At 50.4% G+C, this 16,106-nt stretch carries 15 protein-coding genes and 3 tRNA genes; 8 read left to right on the top strand and 10 right to left on the bottom strand.

Annotated elements, in window-relative coordinates:
- Nucleotides 1–74: 74 nt before the first annotated feature.
- The 5 genes from ABWV55_RS03200 to ABWV55_RS03180 form a co-directional block, all read right to left on the bottom strand.
- On the bottom strand, nucleotides 75–890 hold the full coding sequence (locus tag ABWV55_RS03200; protein WP_353292266.1) for an FtsQ-type POTRA domain-containing protein: 816 nt from the start codon (nucleotides 888–890) through the stop codon (nucleotides 75–77).
- Between the two features lie 27 nt (nucleotides 891–917).
- Nucleotides 918–1,328 carry a hypothetical protein gene (locus ABWV55_RS03195; protein WP_353292265.1) on the bottom strand — a complete coding sequence of 137 codons (411 nt, stop codon included), beginning with the start codon at nucleotides 1,326–1,328 and terminating at the stop codon, nucleotides 918–920.
- 28 nt (nucleotides 1,329–1,356) lie between these two features.
- Nucleotides 1,357–2,403 carry a D-alanine--D-alanine ligase family protein gene (locus tag ABWV55_RS03190; protein ID WP_353292264.1) on the bottom strand — a complete coding sequence of 349 codons (1,047 nt, stop codon included), beginning with the start codon at nucleotides 2,401–2,403 and terminating at the stop codon, nucleotides 1,357–1,359.
- Between the two features lie 50 nt (nucleotides 2,404–2,453).
- Nucleotides 2,454–3,860, bottom strand: coding sequence for a tRNA (N6-isopentenyl adenosine(37)-C2)-methylthiotransferase MiaB (gene miaB / locus ABWV55_RS03185; protein WP_353292537.1), 1,407 nt, complete (start codon nucleotides 3,858–3,860; stop codon nucleotides 2,454–2,456).
- Nucleotides 3,861–3,999: 139 nt separating this feature from the next.
- A tRNA-His gene (locus ABWV55_RS03180) sits at nucleotides 4,000–4,072 on the bottom strand.
- A 470-nt stretch (nucleotides 4,073–4,542) separates the two neighbouring features.
- Here ABWV55_RS03180 and ABWV55_RS03175 point away from each other — a divergent pair.
- Complete coding sequence (locus ABWV55_RS03175; protein WP_353292263.1) at nucleotides 4,543–5,802, top strand: amidohydrolase family protein; 1,260 nt, start codon at nucleotides 4,543–4,545, stop codon at nucleotides 5,800–5,802.
- 28 nt (nucleotides 5,803–5,830) lie between these two features.
- Nucleotides 5,831–7,189 carry an FAD-binding oxidoreductase gene (locus ABWV55_RS03170; protein ID WP_353292536.1) on the top strand — a complete coding sequence of 453 codons (1,359 nt, stop codon included), beginning with the start codon at nucleotides 5,831–5,833 and terminating at the stop codon, nucleotides 7,187–7,189.
- Nucleotides 7,190–7,196: 7 nt separating this feature from the next.
- On the opposite strand, the gene ABWV55_RS03165 is transcribed toward ABWV55_RS03170, so the two are convergent.
- The 5 genes from ABWV55_RS03165 to murA all read right to left on the bottom strand — a co-directional run bounded on the left by ABWV55_RS03165 (nucleotide 7,197) and on the right by murA (nucleotide 11,624).
- On the bottom strand, nucleotides 7,197–7,745 hold the full coding sequence (locus ABWV55_RS03165) for a pentapeptide repeat-containing protein (RefSeq protein WP_353292262.1): 549 nt from the start codon (nucleotides 7,743–7,745) through the stop codon (nucleotides 7,197–7,199).
- A gap of 4 nt (nucleotides 7,746–7,749) precedes the next feature.
- A complete protein-coding gene (locus ABWV55_RS03160; RefSeq protein WP_353292261.1) occupies nucleotides 7,750–8,994 on the bottom strand; it encodes a cyanophycin synthetase in 1,245 nt (414 codons plus the stop codon).
- On the bottom strand, nucleotides 8,991–10,175 hold the full coding sequence (locus ABWV55_RS03155) for an aspartate aminotransferase family protein (RefSeq protein ID WP_353292260.1): 1,185 nt from the start codon (nucleotides 10,173–10,175) through the stop codon (nucleotides 8,991–8,993). The genes ABWV55_RS03160 and ABWV55_RS03155 overlap by 4 nt, the downstream gene beginning before the upstream one ends.
- Before the next feature lie 8 nt (nucleotides 10,176–10,183).
- Nucleotides 10,184–10,265, bottom strand: a tRNA-Leu gene (locus ABWV55_RS03150).
- A 57-nt stretch (nucleotides 10,266–10,322) separates the two neighbouring features.
- Nucleotides 10,323–11,624: a UDP-N-acetylglucosamine 1-carboxyvinyltransferase gene (gene murA, locus ABWV55_RS03145; protein ID WP_353292259.1), complete on the bottom strand. Its 1,302-nt coding sequence runs from the start codon at nucleotides 11,622–11,624 to the stop codon at nucleotides 10,323–10,325.
- A gap of 150 nt (nucleotides 11,625–11,774) precedes the next feature.
- On the opposite strand from murA, the gene ABWV55_RS03140 reads away from it, so the two are divergent.
- The 6 genes from ABWV55_RS03140 (at nucleotide 11,775) to ABWV55_RS03115 (ending at nucleotide 16,076) form a co-directional block, all read left to right on the top strand.
- A tRNA-Leu gene (locus tag ABWV55_RS03140) sits at nucleotides 11,775–11,858 on the top strand.
- 22 nt (nucleotides 11,859–11,880) lie between these two features.
- Nucleotides 11,881–12,129: a hypothetical protein gene (locus tag ABWV55_RS03135; RefSeq protein WP_353292535.1), complete on the top strand. Its 249-nt coding sequence runs from the start codon at nucleotides 11,881–11,883 to the stop codon at nucleotides 12,127–12,129.
- A 20-nt stretch (nucleotides 12,130–12,149) separates the two neighbouring features.
- Nucleotides 12,150–12,998, top strand: a complete 849-nt coding sequence (locus ABWV55_RS03130) for an RNA methyltransferase (RefSeq protein WP_353292258.1) — start codon at nucleotides 12,150–12,152, stop codon at nucleotides 12,996–12,998.
- Nucleotides 12,995–14,437 (top strand): dihydrolipoyl dehydrogenase, encoded by a 1,443-nt coding sequence (gene lpdA / locus ABWV55_RS03125; protein ID WP_353292257.1) that lies wholly within the window; start codon nucleotides 12,995–12,997, stop codon nucleotides 14,435–14,437. The genes ABWV55_RS03130 and lpdA overlap by 4 nt, the downstream gene beginning before the upstream one ends.
- A 45-nt stretch (nucleotides 14,438–14,482) precedes the next feature.
- Nucleotides 14,483–15,367, top strand: a complete 885-nt coding sequence (gene trpC / locus ABWV55_RS03120) for an indole-3-glycerol phosphate synthase TrpC (RefSeq protein ID WP_353292256.1) — start codon at nucleotides 14,483–14,485, stop codon at nucleotides 15,365–15,367.
- 43 nt (nucleotides 15,368–15,410) lie between these two features.
- The gene (locus tag ABWV55_RS03115) at nucleotides 15,411–16,076 is read left to right on the top strand and encodes a hydantoin utilization protein A (protein ID WP_353292534.1); all 666 of its coding nucleotides are present in this window, start codon (nucleotides 15,411–15,413) and stop codon (nucleotides 16,074–16,076) included.
- The last annotated feature ends 30 nt before the right edge of the window (nucleotides 16,077–16,106 follow it).

Below are 16,106 nucleotides of genomic sequence, written 5' to 3'. Positions count from 1 at the left end.
AACAATGTATCAGCCTTGATTGGCCACAATCAAAAAACGTTCTTATGATGTAACCTTGCATTAGGGTTTACTATTCAAGAAGTGGGTGCCATCTCTGAAGGAAATGGTTTCGTCGGTAGCTGAAGCTCTGGACGATCAGGATTTGTTAGGTCTAGTGTGATCCGATCATCATTGATCAAGTGGGCTGGAAGGGTTGTGCTAAGTCGAGCGATCGCCCTAATCTGTTTGTCTAGTTGGCTCTGGTCTCGACCTAGATCGATCTCACCAAGACGACTCGTAATGAGGGTAATTCTTCCGCTGGGGTCGATGTTGATGGTTTTGAGGATGCCCTTCAGTTGATAGCGTTGTTGTAACAGCTGGGCAATTGAACAGCGTTGAGAGAAATTCCAACCATTGACCGTAATGCTCGACAGCGGAGCGGGCATCTTTGAGAGCATACTGAGCGGGATCCAATGCCCATCAGCATCAATCATTCCACGCTCTGCCATACCCGCTTGTTGGCGTACGGCGCGTGCTATCGGTGTTTGTCGAAGTAGATGCACTTCAAGCCGAGCAGGTAGTAGACGCCGCTCCACCGAAGCTGATTGCACCGGAAAATCAAAGACGAGTTTCTTTTCCAGCTCTCTTGGTGTTATTTGGAACAAAGGCTGAGGAAAAGACAGTCCGCCTGATTTGGCTACCTGCTCGGCGCTGAGACCAGAATTTCCGCTGATAAAAATCTTGTTCACATCTTCCACGGTCCAGCCATAGCGCAATAACAACCACCCAAAGCTGCTGGCCAGGAGAAAGTAGATGCTCACACGCCAGGTTTGAACAGTAAGCTCTTGGCGCTTGCGTCGGCGCAGCTCTCGGCGACGTAAGAGATGTGGTGAAAGAGGACGCTCCGTCATCACAATTATGTGAGGTAACGCGGGGAGTCAAAGATCGCATCGGGCTCGAGCCATCAGTTGTGCACCCCAATTGCGAGCTCGTTCGGCATCGGCAAAGGGAACATCCATCTGAAGGTCCTTTCCTACAAGTCTTAAACGACAGGGGCCTTGGGATTCATCGGTGAGTGGAGCATCGCCCGAGGCCAAAGCCATCAGCTCCACTAGTTCAAGCTTGCAGACATCAAAGCTGCCCTGGTTCTGAAACCGGCCGGCTTCAAAGCTGCTCCAGTGAAGCTGACCATTTTTGAGTTGCGCGCCGCCGCTGCCATCTAGCTTCGCTAATTCTGATCCCTCAGCCCAACTACGAAACATAGCCTGGCGACGACGCTCTAGCCAACCGAGAGAAGCCAGCAGAATGAAAGCCAAAAGCAACGGAAGCCATAACAGTCCATGATTCACGGCGATGGCGGGGATGCTATTCCTATTCTCACGCTGTTTGGACTAGTCTGTGCACAAGTTGGTCGAGTGTTACTCCGCTGGCTTCCCACAGCATGGGATACATGCTTTGGCTCGTAAAACCCGGAAGAGTATTGATTTCATTGATCCACAGCTGATCGGTCGACGCATTATAGAAAAAATCAACGCGAGCCATACCTATCACCCCTGTGGCAACACATGCTTTCAGCGTTTGTTCACGAATGCGTTGTGACACATTCTCGGGCAACTCAGCGGGTATCACTGTAGAGCTAAGACCAGCCGTATATTTCGTATCATAGTCGTACCAATCGGCGTCGAAGTGCACTTCGCCCACGACGGAAGTTTTTAAAGAATCACGACCCAAAACGGCGCATTCCAACTCTCGGGCGCTAACTCCCTCTTCCACAACAAGCCGCGAATCAAGCAAAGCTGCTGATGTAAGGCCATATTCAAGTTCCTCACGGTTGCGAACTTTGCTAATCCCTAATGACGACCCGAGGTTAGCTGGCTTCACAAAATAGGGGTAACGCAGTTTGGTTTCAATATGATCGAAAATGATCTTTCGTTGATACGGATCAGTGAGATCTGAAGAATGGAGTCCGACGTAGGGCACTTGGGACAGGTTAGCATTAGCAAATACTGTTTTCGCTGCCAGCTTGTCCATACTCAATGCCGAGCCCAGCACGCCTGCGCCGACAAAGGGCTGTCGCATGAGTTTGAAGAGTCCTTGAACAGTTCCATCTTCTCCATAGGGACCATGTAGTACAGGATACCAAATTTCAACAGCTTCACTGTCGACAGGGAGTGACCTAAATCCTTTTGGGGGGAGAGGATCTGGCGGATCGATCGGCTGTCTAGTGGCTAACACACGATTTGCCAGATCGGGTCCCCACCAGCGGCCGTCTCGGTCGATGTAGAAAGCAATGACCTCGTAGCGCTGAACGTTAGTACCACTGCATAACCCACTCAGTACAGTGACCGCCGATCGGATCGATACTTCATGCTCACCGGAGTGACCACCAAAAACAAGACCGATCGTTGTGGGGTTCGTTGCCATCACTAGAACCGGCTCCTGGAAATTGAGAACTTCAAAAGCATCAATGCGGTTCAGGACACAGTTGTGCCGCTAAGTGAAAAAGACCGGACAGCATCGATTCGAACATTCACTAAATCACCAAGATTGTAGTGATGTCCGTCTGAACTTTTAGAGTTGAAGAAGGTGAGCCGATTAGTACGGGTACGGCCTGTTAGTTGCACTGGGTTTTTGGGATTGATGCCCTCCGCAAGTACTTCTTCAATTCGCCCCGTATAACGAGTATTACGGGCGCGAGCGTTGTGTTCCACCACGGCATTGATCTCCTGCAGCCGAGCAACCTTCACCGCTTCAGGTAGTTGGTTGGCCCAATTAGCAGCCGGGGTGTGCGGCCGTGGTGAGTAAGCAGCCGTATTAACTTGATCAAAGCCAACCTCCTCAATCAACTCAAGGGTATGTTTATACTGAGCGTCCGTTTCTCCCGGAAACGCCACAATCGCATCGGCACTGATTGAAGCATCCGGCATTCGTTCACGAATTCGATCGATGATTCTTAGGTAGCGCTCTACGGTGTAACCCCGAGCCATGGCTCGAAGTACATCATTGTCACCACTTTGGAATGGGATGTGAAAATGCTCACAGAGTTTTGGCAAATCAGCACAAGTATCGATCAGGCGTTCCGTGAAGTAGCGGGGGTGACTGGTGGCAAAACGAATACGTTTGATTCCTTCTACATCATGTACGTAATGCAGCAAGTCGGTGAGAGTATGTTGGCGACGTCCTTCCGATGTGATACCAGGTAAATCGCGGCCGTAGGCGTCGATGTTTTGTCCTAATAGGGTAATTTCTTTAAATCCCCGAGCAGCTAAATCTTCTATCTCTAAGCGGATTGCTTCTGGGCGGCGGGATTGCTCTAATCCACGTACGGAGGGTACAACGCAGTATGTGCAGCGTTCATTGCATCCATAAATTGCATTGACCCAGCCACAGACGGGACTATCGCGGCGGGCTATGGTGATGTCTTCGAGGATGTAGTGCGTTTCGGTAGCTACAACCTGCTGTCCACTGTCTACCTGTTGAAGCAAAGTTTCAAGGCGATTGGCATGCTGGGGGCCCATCACAAGATCCAGTTCAGGAACACGACGTAGTAGGGACTCGCCTTCCTGTTGTGCGACACAACCCGCTACCACAAGAGTAAGATTGGGATTGTGACGTTTCCGCTGAGCCTGTCTGCCCAAATAGCTGTAGACTTTCTGCTCAGCATTGTTACGAATTGTACAGGTATTGTAGAGTACTAGATCTGCTTCTAGTTCCCCTGTCGCCTGGCTGTAACCCATAGACTCAAGAATCCCCGCCATGCGCTCAGAGTCGGCTCTATTCATCTGGCAACCGAAGGTAGTGATCCAATAGCTGCCGCGATCACTTAGCACCGCCGTCCTAGGAGGTAGTTGAATCGACGTTCTCGGTGGTGTCGTAGTCATAACGCTGCTTTTTAGTAAAGCGGTTGAGAGCAGATGTTGGCGCACGAGTCACCTTTTAAGGCTGACCAAATCAATACAGCTAATGATCCAAAAGGCTTGATTCTATTTAGGTTTTCAACTAGAACCTCGTCAAATTGAGGGCGAGTGAGGGGATTCGAACCCCCGAATGGCGGCGCCACAAGCCGCTGCCTTAACCACTTGGCTACACCCGCCGCACTAGCAAGAATCTACCAATCCGTGTCACGGCCTACCGAGTGTTTTTTACTCCCTAAGCAGTACTTGCCCATAGCAGAATCGCCAACGGTAGGTCTCGGTATACTAAAGGCTTGGACGTTTTCCTATCAATTCTCCGTTTGGTGGTTATCAAATCCAATATTCAGTAGTTCAACTAATGGTGGTTGCGAATAAGAAATCTTGCAACAACATTCGTCTTCTGACATGGTCACATCTTTGGATCGACGATCACTTCGGTTCTGTACGGTTGCAACGATGAGCTATTAATCGCTTAGCAGGCTCACTTAAAACACTAGAAGATTCACACAGGTAACCCGAGGCACCGTACAAGTAAAGATAAGGAGCTGTTTTCGATTTGGATTTGTCTCAAATTGGAATATCGAGTCTAAAGTTATATCTAGCGTTGTCTTGTGATTCCATGTGCCCAAGTTAAAAGCGATGACAAAGAGTGAATGAGCATTTAGACAGCTACAATCACATTAAGGCTTGGGTCCCCCGCGGGCTGCTTGAACTGTCTACCCAACACAATATTCCCGGTTGTACGAAAGAGGGATTGACCCCTATTCAGCTCAGATGGCGCAATGGACATCTTCTACAACCGCATCCATTGCCCCCTGGTTTGCCACTCCCGAGAATGATGGTGTTGCCACGTCTTGTAGATGCCCATGTGCATCTAGACAAAGCATTTACGTGGAGCAATCACCCAAATCTATCGGGCACTTACGAGGGAGCGCTAAAAGCAAATTTGATGGAACACCGGTCTCGATCGGCGGATATGGTCTTAGCCCGGGGAGAACGTGCCATGCAGCAAGCCTTTTCTCAGGGACTGCGGGCTGTACGTAGCCATATCGATAGCGGTGGCTTCGAGATAGAGTCCAGCTGGGAAGCACTTTTGACTCTGCAAGGGCGCTGGAATGGTCAGCTTGAACTACAGCTTGTAGCCCTAGCCCCTCTTGCTTTTTGGAGCTCACCGGAAGGGCAATTAATGGCCGTACGTGTGGCCCAATGTGGTGGTCTCCTCGGTGGTGTATTGGACCCATCAATGATTGGGTCTAAGGTTGACCGACAGTTGAGAATTTTGCTTCAACTAGCCGATCGACATGGTTGTGGTGTGGATTTGCACATTGATGAATCTGATAAAGCTCCCGCTCAGGGCATTCAGCAGTTGCTTCTGGCGTTGTGCGTCACTCCTGTTGCAGTACCGGTCACCTGTAGTCATGTCAGCAGCCTCGCATTATTGCCCCAAGCCTCGCTTCAGCGGCTTGGTGAGCGCATGGCGATGGCAAAGCTGCAGGTGATCGCTCTACCGTTGACTAATGCCTGGCTTCTTGCTCGTAACCCAGATATCACACCATTGCATCGTCCTCAGGCTCCAATTCGCCAGCTTCAACGCTGTGGCGTGCAAGTTGCCGTAGCAGGAGACAATGTTGCAGATCCTTGGTTTCCCGGCGGTGACTTTGATCCATTGACCTTGATGGCTACTGCCATTCCCCTCACTCAACTGCTGCCTTGGCAGCGACTAGGTTTGGCGCCGTTTACCACTGCAGCAGCGAGGATTCTTGATCTCTCCTGGGATGGAGTCCTCCGCGAGGGCGCACCAGCTGATCTCATTTGTGTTGAGGGCAACAGCTGGTCAGACGCAATGCGACGGTCATCTTCCCGAAAAGTCTTGGTTCAAGGGAATTGGTTGGCACCGTTTAATCGCTAGACCCCTTAACAGTGAGTTACCTGTGACGATGACTCGTTCCGATGCGCTTCTTATTCTAAAAAAAGACCTAGAAGTTTTGGATGACCTGGATATTCACGATGAGCCTGACGATCTAGCGCGATATTCTCTAGATGCTTTCGACTACTCGCCTGTTTTGAGTCCTCGGCTCAAGAATTGTAAGGCACAGTTGGTGGCACGTCCTCGATCGATCGATGCTGTCGAACATTTGGCGTCGGCATGCGCTCGGCATGCAGTACCTATAACAGTTCGGGGTGCGGGAACCGGTAACTATGGGCAGTGTGTGCCGCTCGATGGTGGGGTGGTGATGCTGACCAACAAGTTGCGTTGTATTCGTGAAATCAATGATTCTACCGGGATTGTCACCGTGGAACCGGGTTGTCCAATGGGTCACCTAGATCAGGAGTTGCGTAGCCACAGTCGTCAATTGCGCTTACTTCCCAGTACTTGGCGTAGCGCCACAATCGGTGGTTTCGTTGCCGGAGGTTCGGGTGGGATTGGATCAGTGAGCTGGGGATTTCTTCGCGATCCTGGTCATCTATTGGGCTGTGAAGTAGTGCCTGTGACGACAAAGCCCCAGCGCCTTTATCTCGAGAATGCTGAGGCGGAAGCGTTGAACCACGCCTATGGGACTAATGGAATTATCACAGCGTTAACATTGGCTACAATTCCTTCTGTGGATTGGCAGCAAGTCAGTCTTGACTGCGCAGATTGGAATGTCGCAGTAAAATTACTTCTTGACTGCGGCCGATCAGCCCTATCGCTGCATCTAGCAACTGCGCTGGAGGCCCCTTTACTGAAAAAGTTGCCTGCCTGGAGCGGGCCGACATCAACAAAGCACAGGTTACTGCTACTCGTTGCCCCTGATGGTCTCTCAACTTTGTATCGCTTAGCTGCTGCGGCTGGAGCAGACCTACATAGCCTTGGAGCTGAGGACCTTAAAAAAAGCAGTGGCCTTCGTGAGTTGAGCTGGAATCACACTACCTGTCACACAAGAGCTTCAGAACCGGGCTGGACATATTTACAAATGCTTCTGCCTCAACCTGAGTTGCCTGCAATGCATGCCTTACAAAAACTCTGGGGTGATGATCTAATCTGGCATCTTGAGTTGGTAAGGCAACAGGGTGATGTACGCATAGCTGCCCTGCCTTTGGTGCGTTGGCATGGGGCTAAATTGTTAAAGCAGCTTATAGCTGATTGCCACACCCAAGGAGCCATAGTCTTTAACCCCCACGTAATTACCGTAGAGGATGGAGGACTCGGTATCATCGATGGTAATCAAGTGGCAACTAAACAGCGACTCGATCCAAATGGATTGATGAATCCGGGCAAGCTCCGCGGTTGGCTAGAGCTCAATCAGGGGGCTTAAATTAGTATCAACAGCTAAGGCTATCAAAGGTCGGTACGTTGGTTATTGGATTTATACCATCAGCATCGCGACAGAAACGACGCTGATCATCAGCGTCAAGTAACGCGTCACTAAAATCAGCTCCCTCTATTTTTGCCCTGCTAAAGCTGCTGCCTGATGCAATAACTCCAGAGAGAATCGCGTTGCGTAGGTCAGCCGCGACGAAATCAGCACGATCCATAAGTGCATCGGAAAGATCAGCGCCGCGGAAATCTGCTTCGGTAAAAGCGCCTTGCGTAAAAATTGCTCCGTGAAGGTTGGCGTCACGGAAATCAGCACCACGACCGATAACTCCGGCAAAAGAAGTATTAGCCAAGTTTTGTCCGCGAAAATCTCTGTTACTCTGATTAGTGAGAGTATAGTCGACTTTCTCCTGAAAAAGAGCGCGATCCTGCAATCCGAAGCCAGCGGAGGTATCGAGCGCGAAAGCTGAAGTTGGCAAGATCCATAAATGCAATGCTAGTGATAACACCATCATGGATCGCAGGAATGAATGGCGTATGGCGGCGGTATCCATAAATTCAGTTAATCCTATCCTGCTTAATTATCTGCTGGTTTATTATTTCTCCGAGAAGATATAGTGATCCGGCGACAAGTGGTGGTGGATTGGGCCATACCTCAAGAGCTCTTGAAAGGGCATTGAGTACATCAAAGACTCCCCCAGAGCTAGCCAGCTGATGAGCATAATTTGGACAGGCTTCAATCAAGTTGTCCACGGTCCAACTTCGATGTCCTGGTACAGGAACAATCCAAGCGAAATCTGTAGGTTCAAGCAGTAGGTGAAGCATCTCGGGTGCCTGTTTATGCGATTGGATTCCCAAGATCCAAATCTGAGATTGGTTGTTATTGCACCATCTCCGTCGCTCATGGGCTAGTTGGGTGGCTGCGGAAGGATTATGGGCCCCGTCTAGGAGGACAGGTCGTCCCTGCCAGAGCACAGTCTGAAGTCGGCCGGGCCAGTGAGCATGAGCCAAACCTTGGCAAATGGACAATTCGGGGATGTTGGTGCCCAACTTTCGCATGTGTCGCAGAGCGCTACAAGCCACAGCTCCGTTGTAGCGTTGCAAGTCGCCAGGAAGTCCAAGATTCCAATCCTTTGGGAGTGGCTCAACCCATTCAATGGTTGCCCCAACCTCTCGAGCACGCTGCTCTAAAACAGTGCATACATTATCTGCTTGAGCGGCACTGATCACATGAGCACCAGGGCTGATAGCGGCAGCTTTTTCTTGGCTAATCGCTGTGATCGTATCCCCGAGGTGTTCGCGATGATCGATACCAATTGCCCCTACAGCAATTAACGGTCGTTTGCCGTGAGCCGTAGTGGCGTCTAAACGGCCACCAAGTCCTGCCTCTAGTACTAGCCAGTCCACGTTGCTGGCATCAAAGTGCATCAAAGCTACGGCAATTAACCGTTCAAAAGGCGTAAGGTTGTGTTTTTCTGCCAGAGGTTGCAGCCTTTCCAGGCGATGCAACAGTTGCTCCATCGTGATCGCTTGCTGATTGACGCAAATGCGTTCGCACCAACTCACCAAATGAGGAGAAGTAGTGAGGCCAGAGCAAACACCCGCTGTAGTTAAACCACTGTGGATCATGCAAGCGATCGATCCTTTTCCGTTAGTCCCTACTACCTGTACAGCAGGGACATTACCGCAGGGATACGCCAGGTCGATAAGAGCGTGATGCATCCGATCAAGGGACAGATCGGTGCCCCATTGTTCAAACTGGGGCAGGAAACGTTCTAGTTCATCACTCTGGGCTCGATTCACACTTGGATTAGTTGCAGCGCACGTTCCAATCGAATAAGCAGTTCGGTGACTTCTCGACGTCGAATCACAAGCGGGGGAACTATTCTCACCACTTTCGCACCAGCAGGGACCAAAAGCAACCGTTGATTTAATGCTGCATTTACAACAGCAGCAGCACCAAGGTTACAATCATCTCGAATTACGACGCCTTGAAGAAGGCCCCAACCCCTCGCCTGCCACAAGATATTGGGGAAACGCTCGATCAGGCTATCAAGGCCTCGTCGTAACTGTTCACCGCGTTTGCGGACATTGCATAACACATCGCGACGTTTTAATTCTTGGACCACCGTAAGACCAGCCCTACAAGCAAAGGGATTACCGCCGAATGTGCTGGCGTGATCACCGGGCTCAAATAGATCTGCCTCCTTTTGAACCAGCATTGCACCGATAGCGTGCCCACCTCCAAGGCCTTTGGCTAGAGTCATCACGTCAGGAGCTACACCTAGCTGTTCGTAACCCCAAAGAAAACCACTGCGACCCACTCCCACCTGGACCTCGTCGAAGATTAGCAAGATTCCTTTCTCACTGCAATGATGCCGAATCGCATGAAAGAAAGCGGGATCGCCTGGGTTAACACCACCCTCGCCTTGTAGAGGTTCGATCAAAACAGCTGAGACCCGTGGGCCATGAACCTCTAAACTTCTCAGAAGGTTTTCAAAGCTAGAGAGATCGTTATAAATGAAGCTCTTAAAGCCATCGACCATGGGTTCAAAACCCTTGTGATATCTGGGCTGATTTGTGGCGCTAACGGCTGCTAACGTTCGGCCATGAAAACTAGCGTTAGCCGTCAAAATAATGGGTCGTTCAATTCCGCGCCGTTGGTGTCCATGCTTACGGGCCAGCTTAATCGCTGCTTCATTCGCTTCAGCACCTGAGTTACAGAAAAATGCGCTATCAGCGCAACTGTTGTCTACCAACCAGCGTGCGAGCTGCTCTTGCTCAGGAATTTGATAGAGGTTGGACACGTGCTGTAGCCGCTGAAGCTGATCCTTGAGCGCGCGCCGCATAGCTCGGTCGCTATGCCCCAAGGTACAGGCGGCAATACCTGCAACGGCATCAAGGTATCGACGTCCCTGTTGATCGCGTACCCAACATCCACGACCCCGCACCAGTGTGAGCGGGTAGCGACTGTAAGTCCCCATAACTGCAGTGGGAACACTCGGATTTGAACCGAGACGGCCGAGGCCGGTGCATTTTGAGTGCACTGCGTCTACCAATTCCGCCATGCTCCCGCGTTTTGATTGTATGGACCAATGCGCCCGTTGCAGAAAACCTTTTAGCTTCTGATTTTAGAAGCCGTCACGCTCCACGTCGGCACCAACGCCACGCAGCTTCGATTCGATGTTGTCATAACCACGATCAAGATGTGAAAGACCAGAAATCTGGGTGGTTCCGCGTGCCGACAGTCCCGCCAAGATCATAGCTGCTGCCGCACGAAGATCACTGCTGACTACAGGAGCAGCGCTGAGGATTGGAACTCCCTCAACTATGGCAGTACCACCCTCCACGCGTATATTAGCGCCCATACGCTGCAATTCAGCGACATGCTGTAGGCGATTTTCATAAATTCTTTCACTAATCACACTAGTGCCTTTCGCCGTCGACATCACAGCCATGAATGGAGCCTGAAGGTCAGTGGGAAAGCCAGGGAAAGGCTGAGTTGTGATGTCTGTGGCGATGAGATCACCAGGGGTGATATCGACGCTGGTGCCGCTGATCTTAAGGAGGCAACCGCAATCGCGTAGTTTTTGAAGCACAGCGTTGATATGCTCGGGGATCACCGGTTCTACACGCATGCTGGAGCGTGTCACAGCGGCGGCCATAAGAAAAGTCCCCGCTTCGATGCGATCAGGTATGACTGGATAATCAAGACAGCCATGGAGAGATTCAACGCCTTCAATGCTGATGACGGACCTGCCTGCCCCACTTATGCGTGCTCCCATCACGTTGAGCAAATTAGCTAGGTCTTGCACCTCTGGTTCTTGAGCAGCGTTTTCAATCGTAGTAGTACCTTTTGCTAGAACTGCGGCCATCAAGATCGTTTCTGTTGCCCCAACACTTGGGCAATCCAAAATTATTGGCGCTCCTTTAAGTCTTTGATTGGACCCTGTTCCTGAGGCAGCGACAACGCCATGTTGCACTGTCACTACCGCGCCGAGTGCTTTCAAGCCACGGATATGTTCGGCAACGGGTCGCGCTCCGATTCGGCATCCCCCTGGTAGTGGCATTCTGGCGTGACCCAAACGACCCAAAAGCGAGCCAATGCTAAAAAAGCTTGCGCGCAGGCTATTGACGAGCTCATAAGGAGGTTCAGCATTTGTTAGGTCTGACGCTGTTAGGCGCATGCGATTCATACTTCGCTCTACCACCACTCCGAGGGATCCAAGGATCTTGCCCATGCTATGAATGTCGGTCAGGTCGGGAACATTGGTTAACTCGATAGTCTCATTGGTGAGAAGACTGGCTGTCATTAAGACGAGTGTCGAGTTTTTTGCGCCACTGACTTTTAGGGTTCCATGAAGAGAATGCCCGCCCGTGACGCTGAGATATTGGGTGAGATTTTTTTGAGACGCAGTTACACCCACTACCATTCCCTTTAAAATCTACATAGCTTCGGCATATTCGCAATCGCGCATGAGACCGTCTAGACGGCCGGCGGCCAAACTGGATGATTTGGCCTCATAGCAAGTGGCTTAAGAAATAAGAGTGATGCCCTATGGTACCTAAAATGACAAATACCAGCGGATGTGGCGGAATTGGTAGACGCGCTAGTTTCAGGTACTAGTGATGGCGACATCGTGGGAGTTCAAATCTCCCCATCCGCATCAAATCCAACGTTCCTCAACAATGATTGTCCTGAAGATTTCAAATACTTCGGAAGTTGTGGCGGCGAAAGTCGGTAGGTTTTTAGAGCGTTTAACACCAGATTCTATCGATCGGACAACGGTGGAAGATCAAGTGATTAAAAAGTTGATCGAGCATTTGTCGGCAGAGGGCCTTAAGGGTGAAGTGGCATCGATTAATGGTCTCGAACTCGAAGGGCAAGATTTGAGTGTTCACGATGGTCTAAGAGTGCGGAAGCACAGCTTTTTCTAAATGGAGGCCTGCCGCGAATCTTGTTGGAACCACCTATCAGCAGTCGTCGAAATCCTCTAATCAAGCGACTTAGAGCATTGTCAACACGGTCTGGTCGTAAAAAAGCCAGACTCATACTTCTCGAAGGAACACATCTAGTCCAAGAACTGCTTGCTGTTGGGGGGTGTCCAACCGAATTGATTGCGACGGAAGCTTGGTTGGATCGTCATGAGTATCTGATCAAAAAGTTTGATGCAACAGTCACTTGGCGCTTAGTGACCAACGAGGTACTGCGAACGACATTGACAACTACCAACCCTGATGGCGTGGCTTGCTCGTGTCCGTTGACAATGCTGCCAGAGCCACCATCTACTTGTGATTTTCAGTTGGTGCTAGACCGTATTCAGGATCCAGGCAACCTTGGCACGCTGTTGCGCACTGCCCTAGCTGCTGAGATTCAGGTTGTTTGGATGGGATCTGGTGTTGATCCATTAGCGCCAAAGGCCATTAGAGCATCAGCAGGAGCGTTACTGCGATTGCCCCACCAGCGTTTCGGACCAGATGAAAGTCAAGCAATTCAACAACTCGAACAAGCTTTGAAAGAGCAAGCTTCTCAGGGGGTGCAAGTGGTGGCAACTCTCGTACCCGATGCCAATAGCTTAATGAAGCTCATTCCTTATTGGGAGCTAGATTGGACAAGGCCAACGTCTTTGGTTCTTGGTACAGAGGGAGCTGGTCTGCATCCGTGTTTGCGGGCCTGTTGTACCCACGCTGTCACTCTTCCGCACAGTCCACGGGTTAAGTCGCTAAATGTGGCAGCTGCAGCAGTTCCACTTCTTATGGAGCGACGAAGAGCGACAATGACCGCCATATCGCAGCGGTTCGGATGAACGACACTGGCTTCGACTTTGACGTCGTCGTAATTGGTGCCGGTTATGGAGGCTTTGATGCCGCCAAGCACGCTGCAGATCATGACTTGAAAACAGCTATTATTGAATCTCGCGATATGGGCGGCACCTGTGTTAACCGCGGTTGCGTTCCCTCAAAGGCACTATTGGCTGCTAGTGGCAAGGTGCGTGAACTCGCAAACGATAAGCACCTTTTGAGCTTCGGTATCCACGCTGCTCCTGTGCGCTTTGAGCGGCAAAAGATTGCTGACCATGCCAATCAGCTGGTCAAGGCCATACGCACTAATCTCACGAAATCGCTTGAACGTGCCGGCGTTACCATTATTCAGGGGCACGGTCGCCTCGAAGGTTCTCAAAGAGTTAACTTACGTGAATCCAATGGTGTAGACCGCGTTTTAACAGCTAGAGATGTGATCCTGGCTACGGGTTCGGATCCTCTTGTCCCTTCTGGGATCAAAACCGATGGCCGCACGGTGTTTACCAGTGATGAAGCCATCAACTTGGAATGGCTTCCACGCTGGATTGCCATCGTCGGCAGCGGTTACATCGGTTTGGAATTTGCCGATGTATACACAGCCCTTGGTTGTGAAGTCACAATGATTGAGGCACTCGACCGTATGATGCCAACGTTTGATCCCGATATCGTCAAAATCGCTAGTCGGAGTCTGCTGGATGGGCGTGATATCGACGCGCGACACGGAGTTTTAGCTCGCAAAGTCATTCCCGGTTGTCCAGTACAAATTGAACTAGCCGACAGCCATAAATCTTCTGTGGATATCTTGGAAGTGGATGCGGTTTTGGTAGCGACCGGTCGTGTGCCTACTAGCAAGGCGCTTAATCTTGAATCCCTGAAGATCGAAACCACCAATCGTGGATTCATACCGGTCGATGATTCGATGCGTGTGTTGGTTAATGATCAACCCGTGCCTCACCTTTGGGCTGTCGGCGATGTCACTGGCAAGCTGATGCTTGCCCATGCCGCTGCAGCCCAGGGCATCGTTGCTGTCGACAACATTCTTGGCCATTCCCGAAAAATTGATTACCGCAGTATTCCCGCGGCCACATTCACCCATCCTGAGATCAGTTCCGTTGGCTTGACTGAAGTTAGCGCCAAGGCACTTGCAGACAAGGCAGGCTTTCCATTGGGGTCTGTGCGCAGCTACTTCAAGGCCAATTCGAAGGCTTTGGCAGAACTCGAAAGTGAAGGGCTTATGAAACTGCTATTTAATAAAAACAACGGGGAGGTTCTTGGAGCTCATATCTATGGCTTGCATGCTGCAGATTTGATCCAGGAGGTGGCTAACGCGGTGGCACGACGCCAGAGTGTGCGCCAGCTCTCTACAGAGGTCCATACCCATCCTACCCTCAGTGAAGTGGTAGAGGTCGCTTACAAGCAAGCTGCTTCTCAACTCGTGACTTAAACCAGGTTTCATATACCGCCCATTATTTCATTTCGTCTTGTTGTTATGAAGATCCGTCGTCGTCCTCCTAATCCCAAGATTCAAGTGGCTCATCTTGAGTACGCTATTCCACATGATGAAGAGGAGCCGCGTAATATTCTTGAAAAAATTGTGTGGCAAAAAGATTACGAGATAGCAGTTGCCCGTCAAAAAATACCGCTAGACAGACTTAAGCAGCAGATCAAGGAACTGCCGCCCACACGAAATTTCACAACGGCACTCCATTCTGCTGGGATAAGGCCGGCGGTAATAGCTGAGTTAAAGAAAGCCAGTCCCAGCAAAGGAGTGATACGTGAACACTTTAACCCTGTTACCATTGCGACAGCTTACGCTGCTGGAGGTGCAACCTGTTTATCGGTACTCACCGATAAGAATTTTTTTCAAGGAGGGTTTGATGTATTAATTAGCGTGCGTCAGACCGTCGATCTTCCTTTGTTATGTAAAGAGTTTGTTTTGAGTCCGTATCAGCTTTTTCAGGCGCGAGCCGCTGGAGCAGATGCAGTACTTCTGATTGCTGCAATCCTCACAGATCAGGATCTTTACTATCTGAATAAAGTAGCTCAGTCCCTAGACTTGGATGTGCTGGTAGAAGTTCATAACTCCATCGAAATGGAGCGGGTCCTTACAATAGGTGGATTTTCGTTGATTGGTATCAACAATCGAGACCTCATTACTTTCGAAACAGACTTAGCCACTACAGAACATTTAGTGAATCAATTTAGTGATCGCTTGTTTCAGAAGGATGCTACAGTCGTAAGTGAGTCGGGAATCTTCACCCGATCAGATCTGAATCGTATGCGGGTGGCTGGAGTCAAGGCAGTGCTGATAGGGGAAGCGTTGATGCTTCAAAATGACGTCGAGTCCGCTCTCAAACAACTGGTTGAGGCTTGATGTCACTCAGCCTTACAGAATTGCGATCCATTGCATCGAGCCCTTGCTGATTAGCCTTCTTGCGGGCTTTGCGGCCGGTGCCCTACATGTTGTGAGTGGGGCAGACCACCTCGTAGCAATGACCCCTTTCTCATTGCGGCGGCCGGCGGCAGCACTCCGGGCCGGTTTGGCTTGGGGAGCTGGTCATTCAGTCGGCGTTGTGGCTCTCACCTTAATAGCAATCACTTTTAAAGACTTAGTCCACATTGAAGAAATGTCAATGCGGGCTGAATTTTTAGTTGGCGTTGCACTTCTAATTGGTGGTGGCCTAGCAGTTCGTAACGCTTTCAATCTTGAACTGCACAACCATAAACACCATCACCACAACAGCAACGCAGCCCACCATCATGTTCATCTACATATCCGCGATCAAAGCAACCACCATCATCATGTCGCTTCTGGCCTGGGTCTTCTACATGGTTTGGCCGGAGCCAGTCATCTTCTGGCAATGATTCCTGCATTGGCCCTACCTCCTTTAAGTGCCCTTGCCTATTTGATGGCTTACTTAGGGGGATCGATTGTAGCGATGGCGACTGTTGTCGGTATGCTTTCTTTTATCACCTTTAAAAGCAGTTCACGTATGTTGCCGCTGCTGCTGGGTTGCGCTGGTGGACTATCAATAGCGACCGGAGCTTTCTGGGTTCAAAAGACCTCGGCTCCAACGTTCTAACCAAAAAATTAGATCTGGAATTTTAAGTAT

This window comes from Synechococcus sp. M16CYN (genome assembly GCF_040371545.1).
In the GTDB taxonomy this organism is placed as follows: domain Bacteria; phylum Cyanobacteriota; class Cyanobacteriia; order PCC-6307; family Cyanobiaceae; genus Parasynechococcus.
This window is presented reverse-complemented; position numbering and strand designations above follow the sequence as displayed.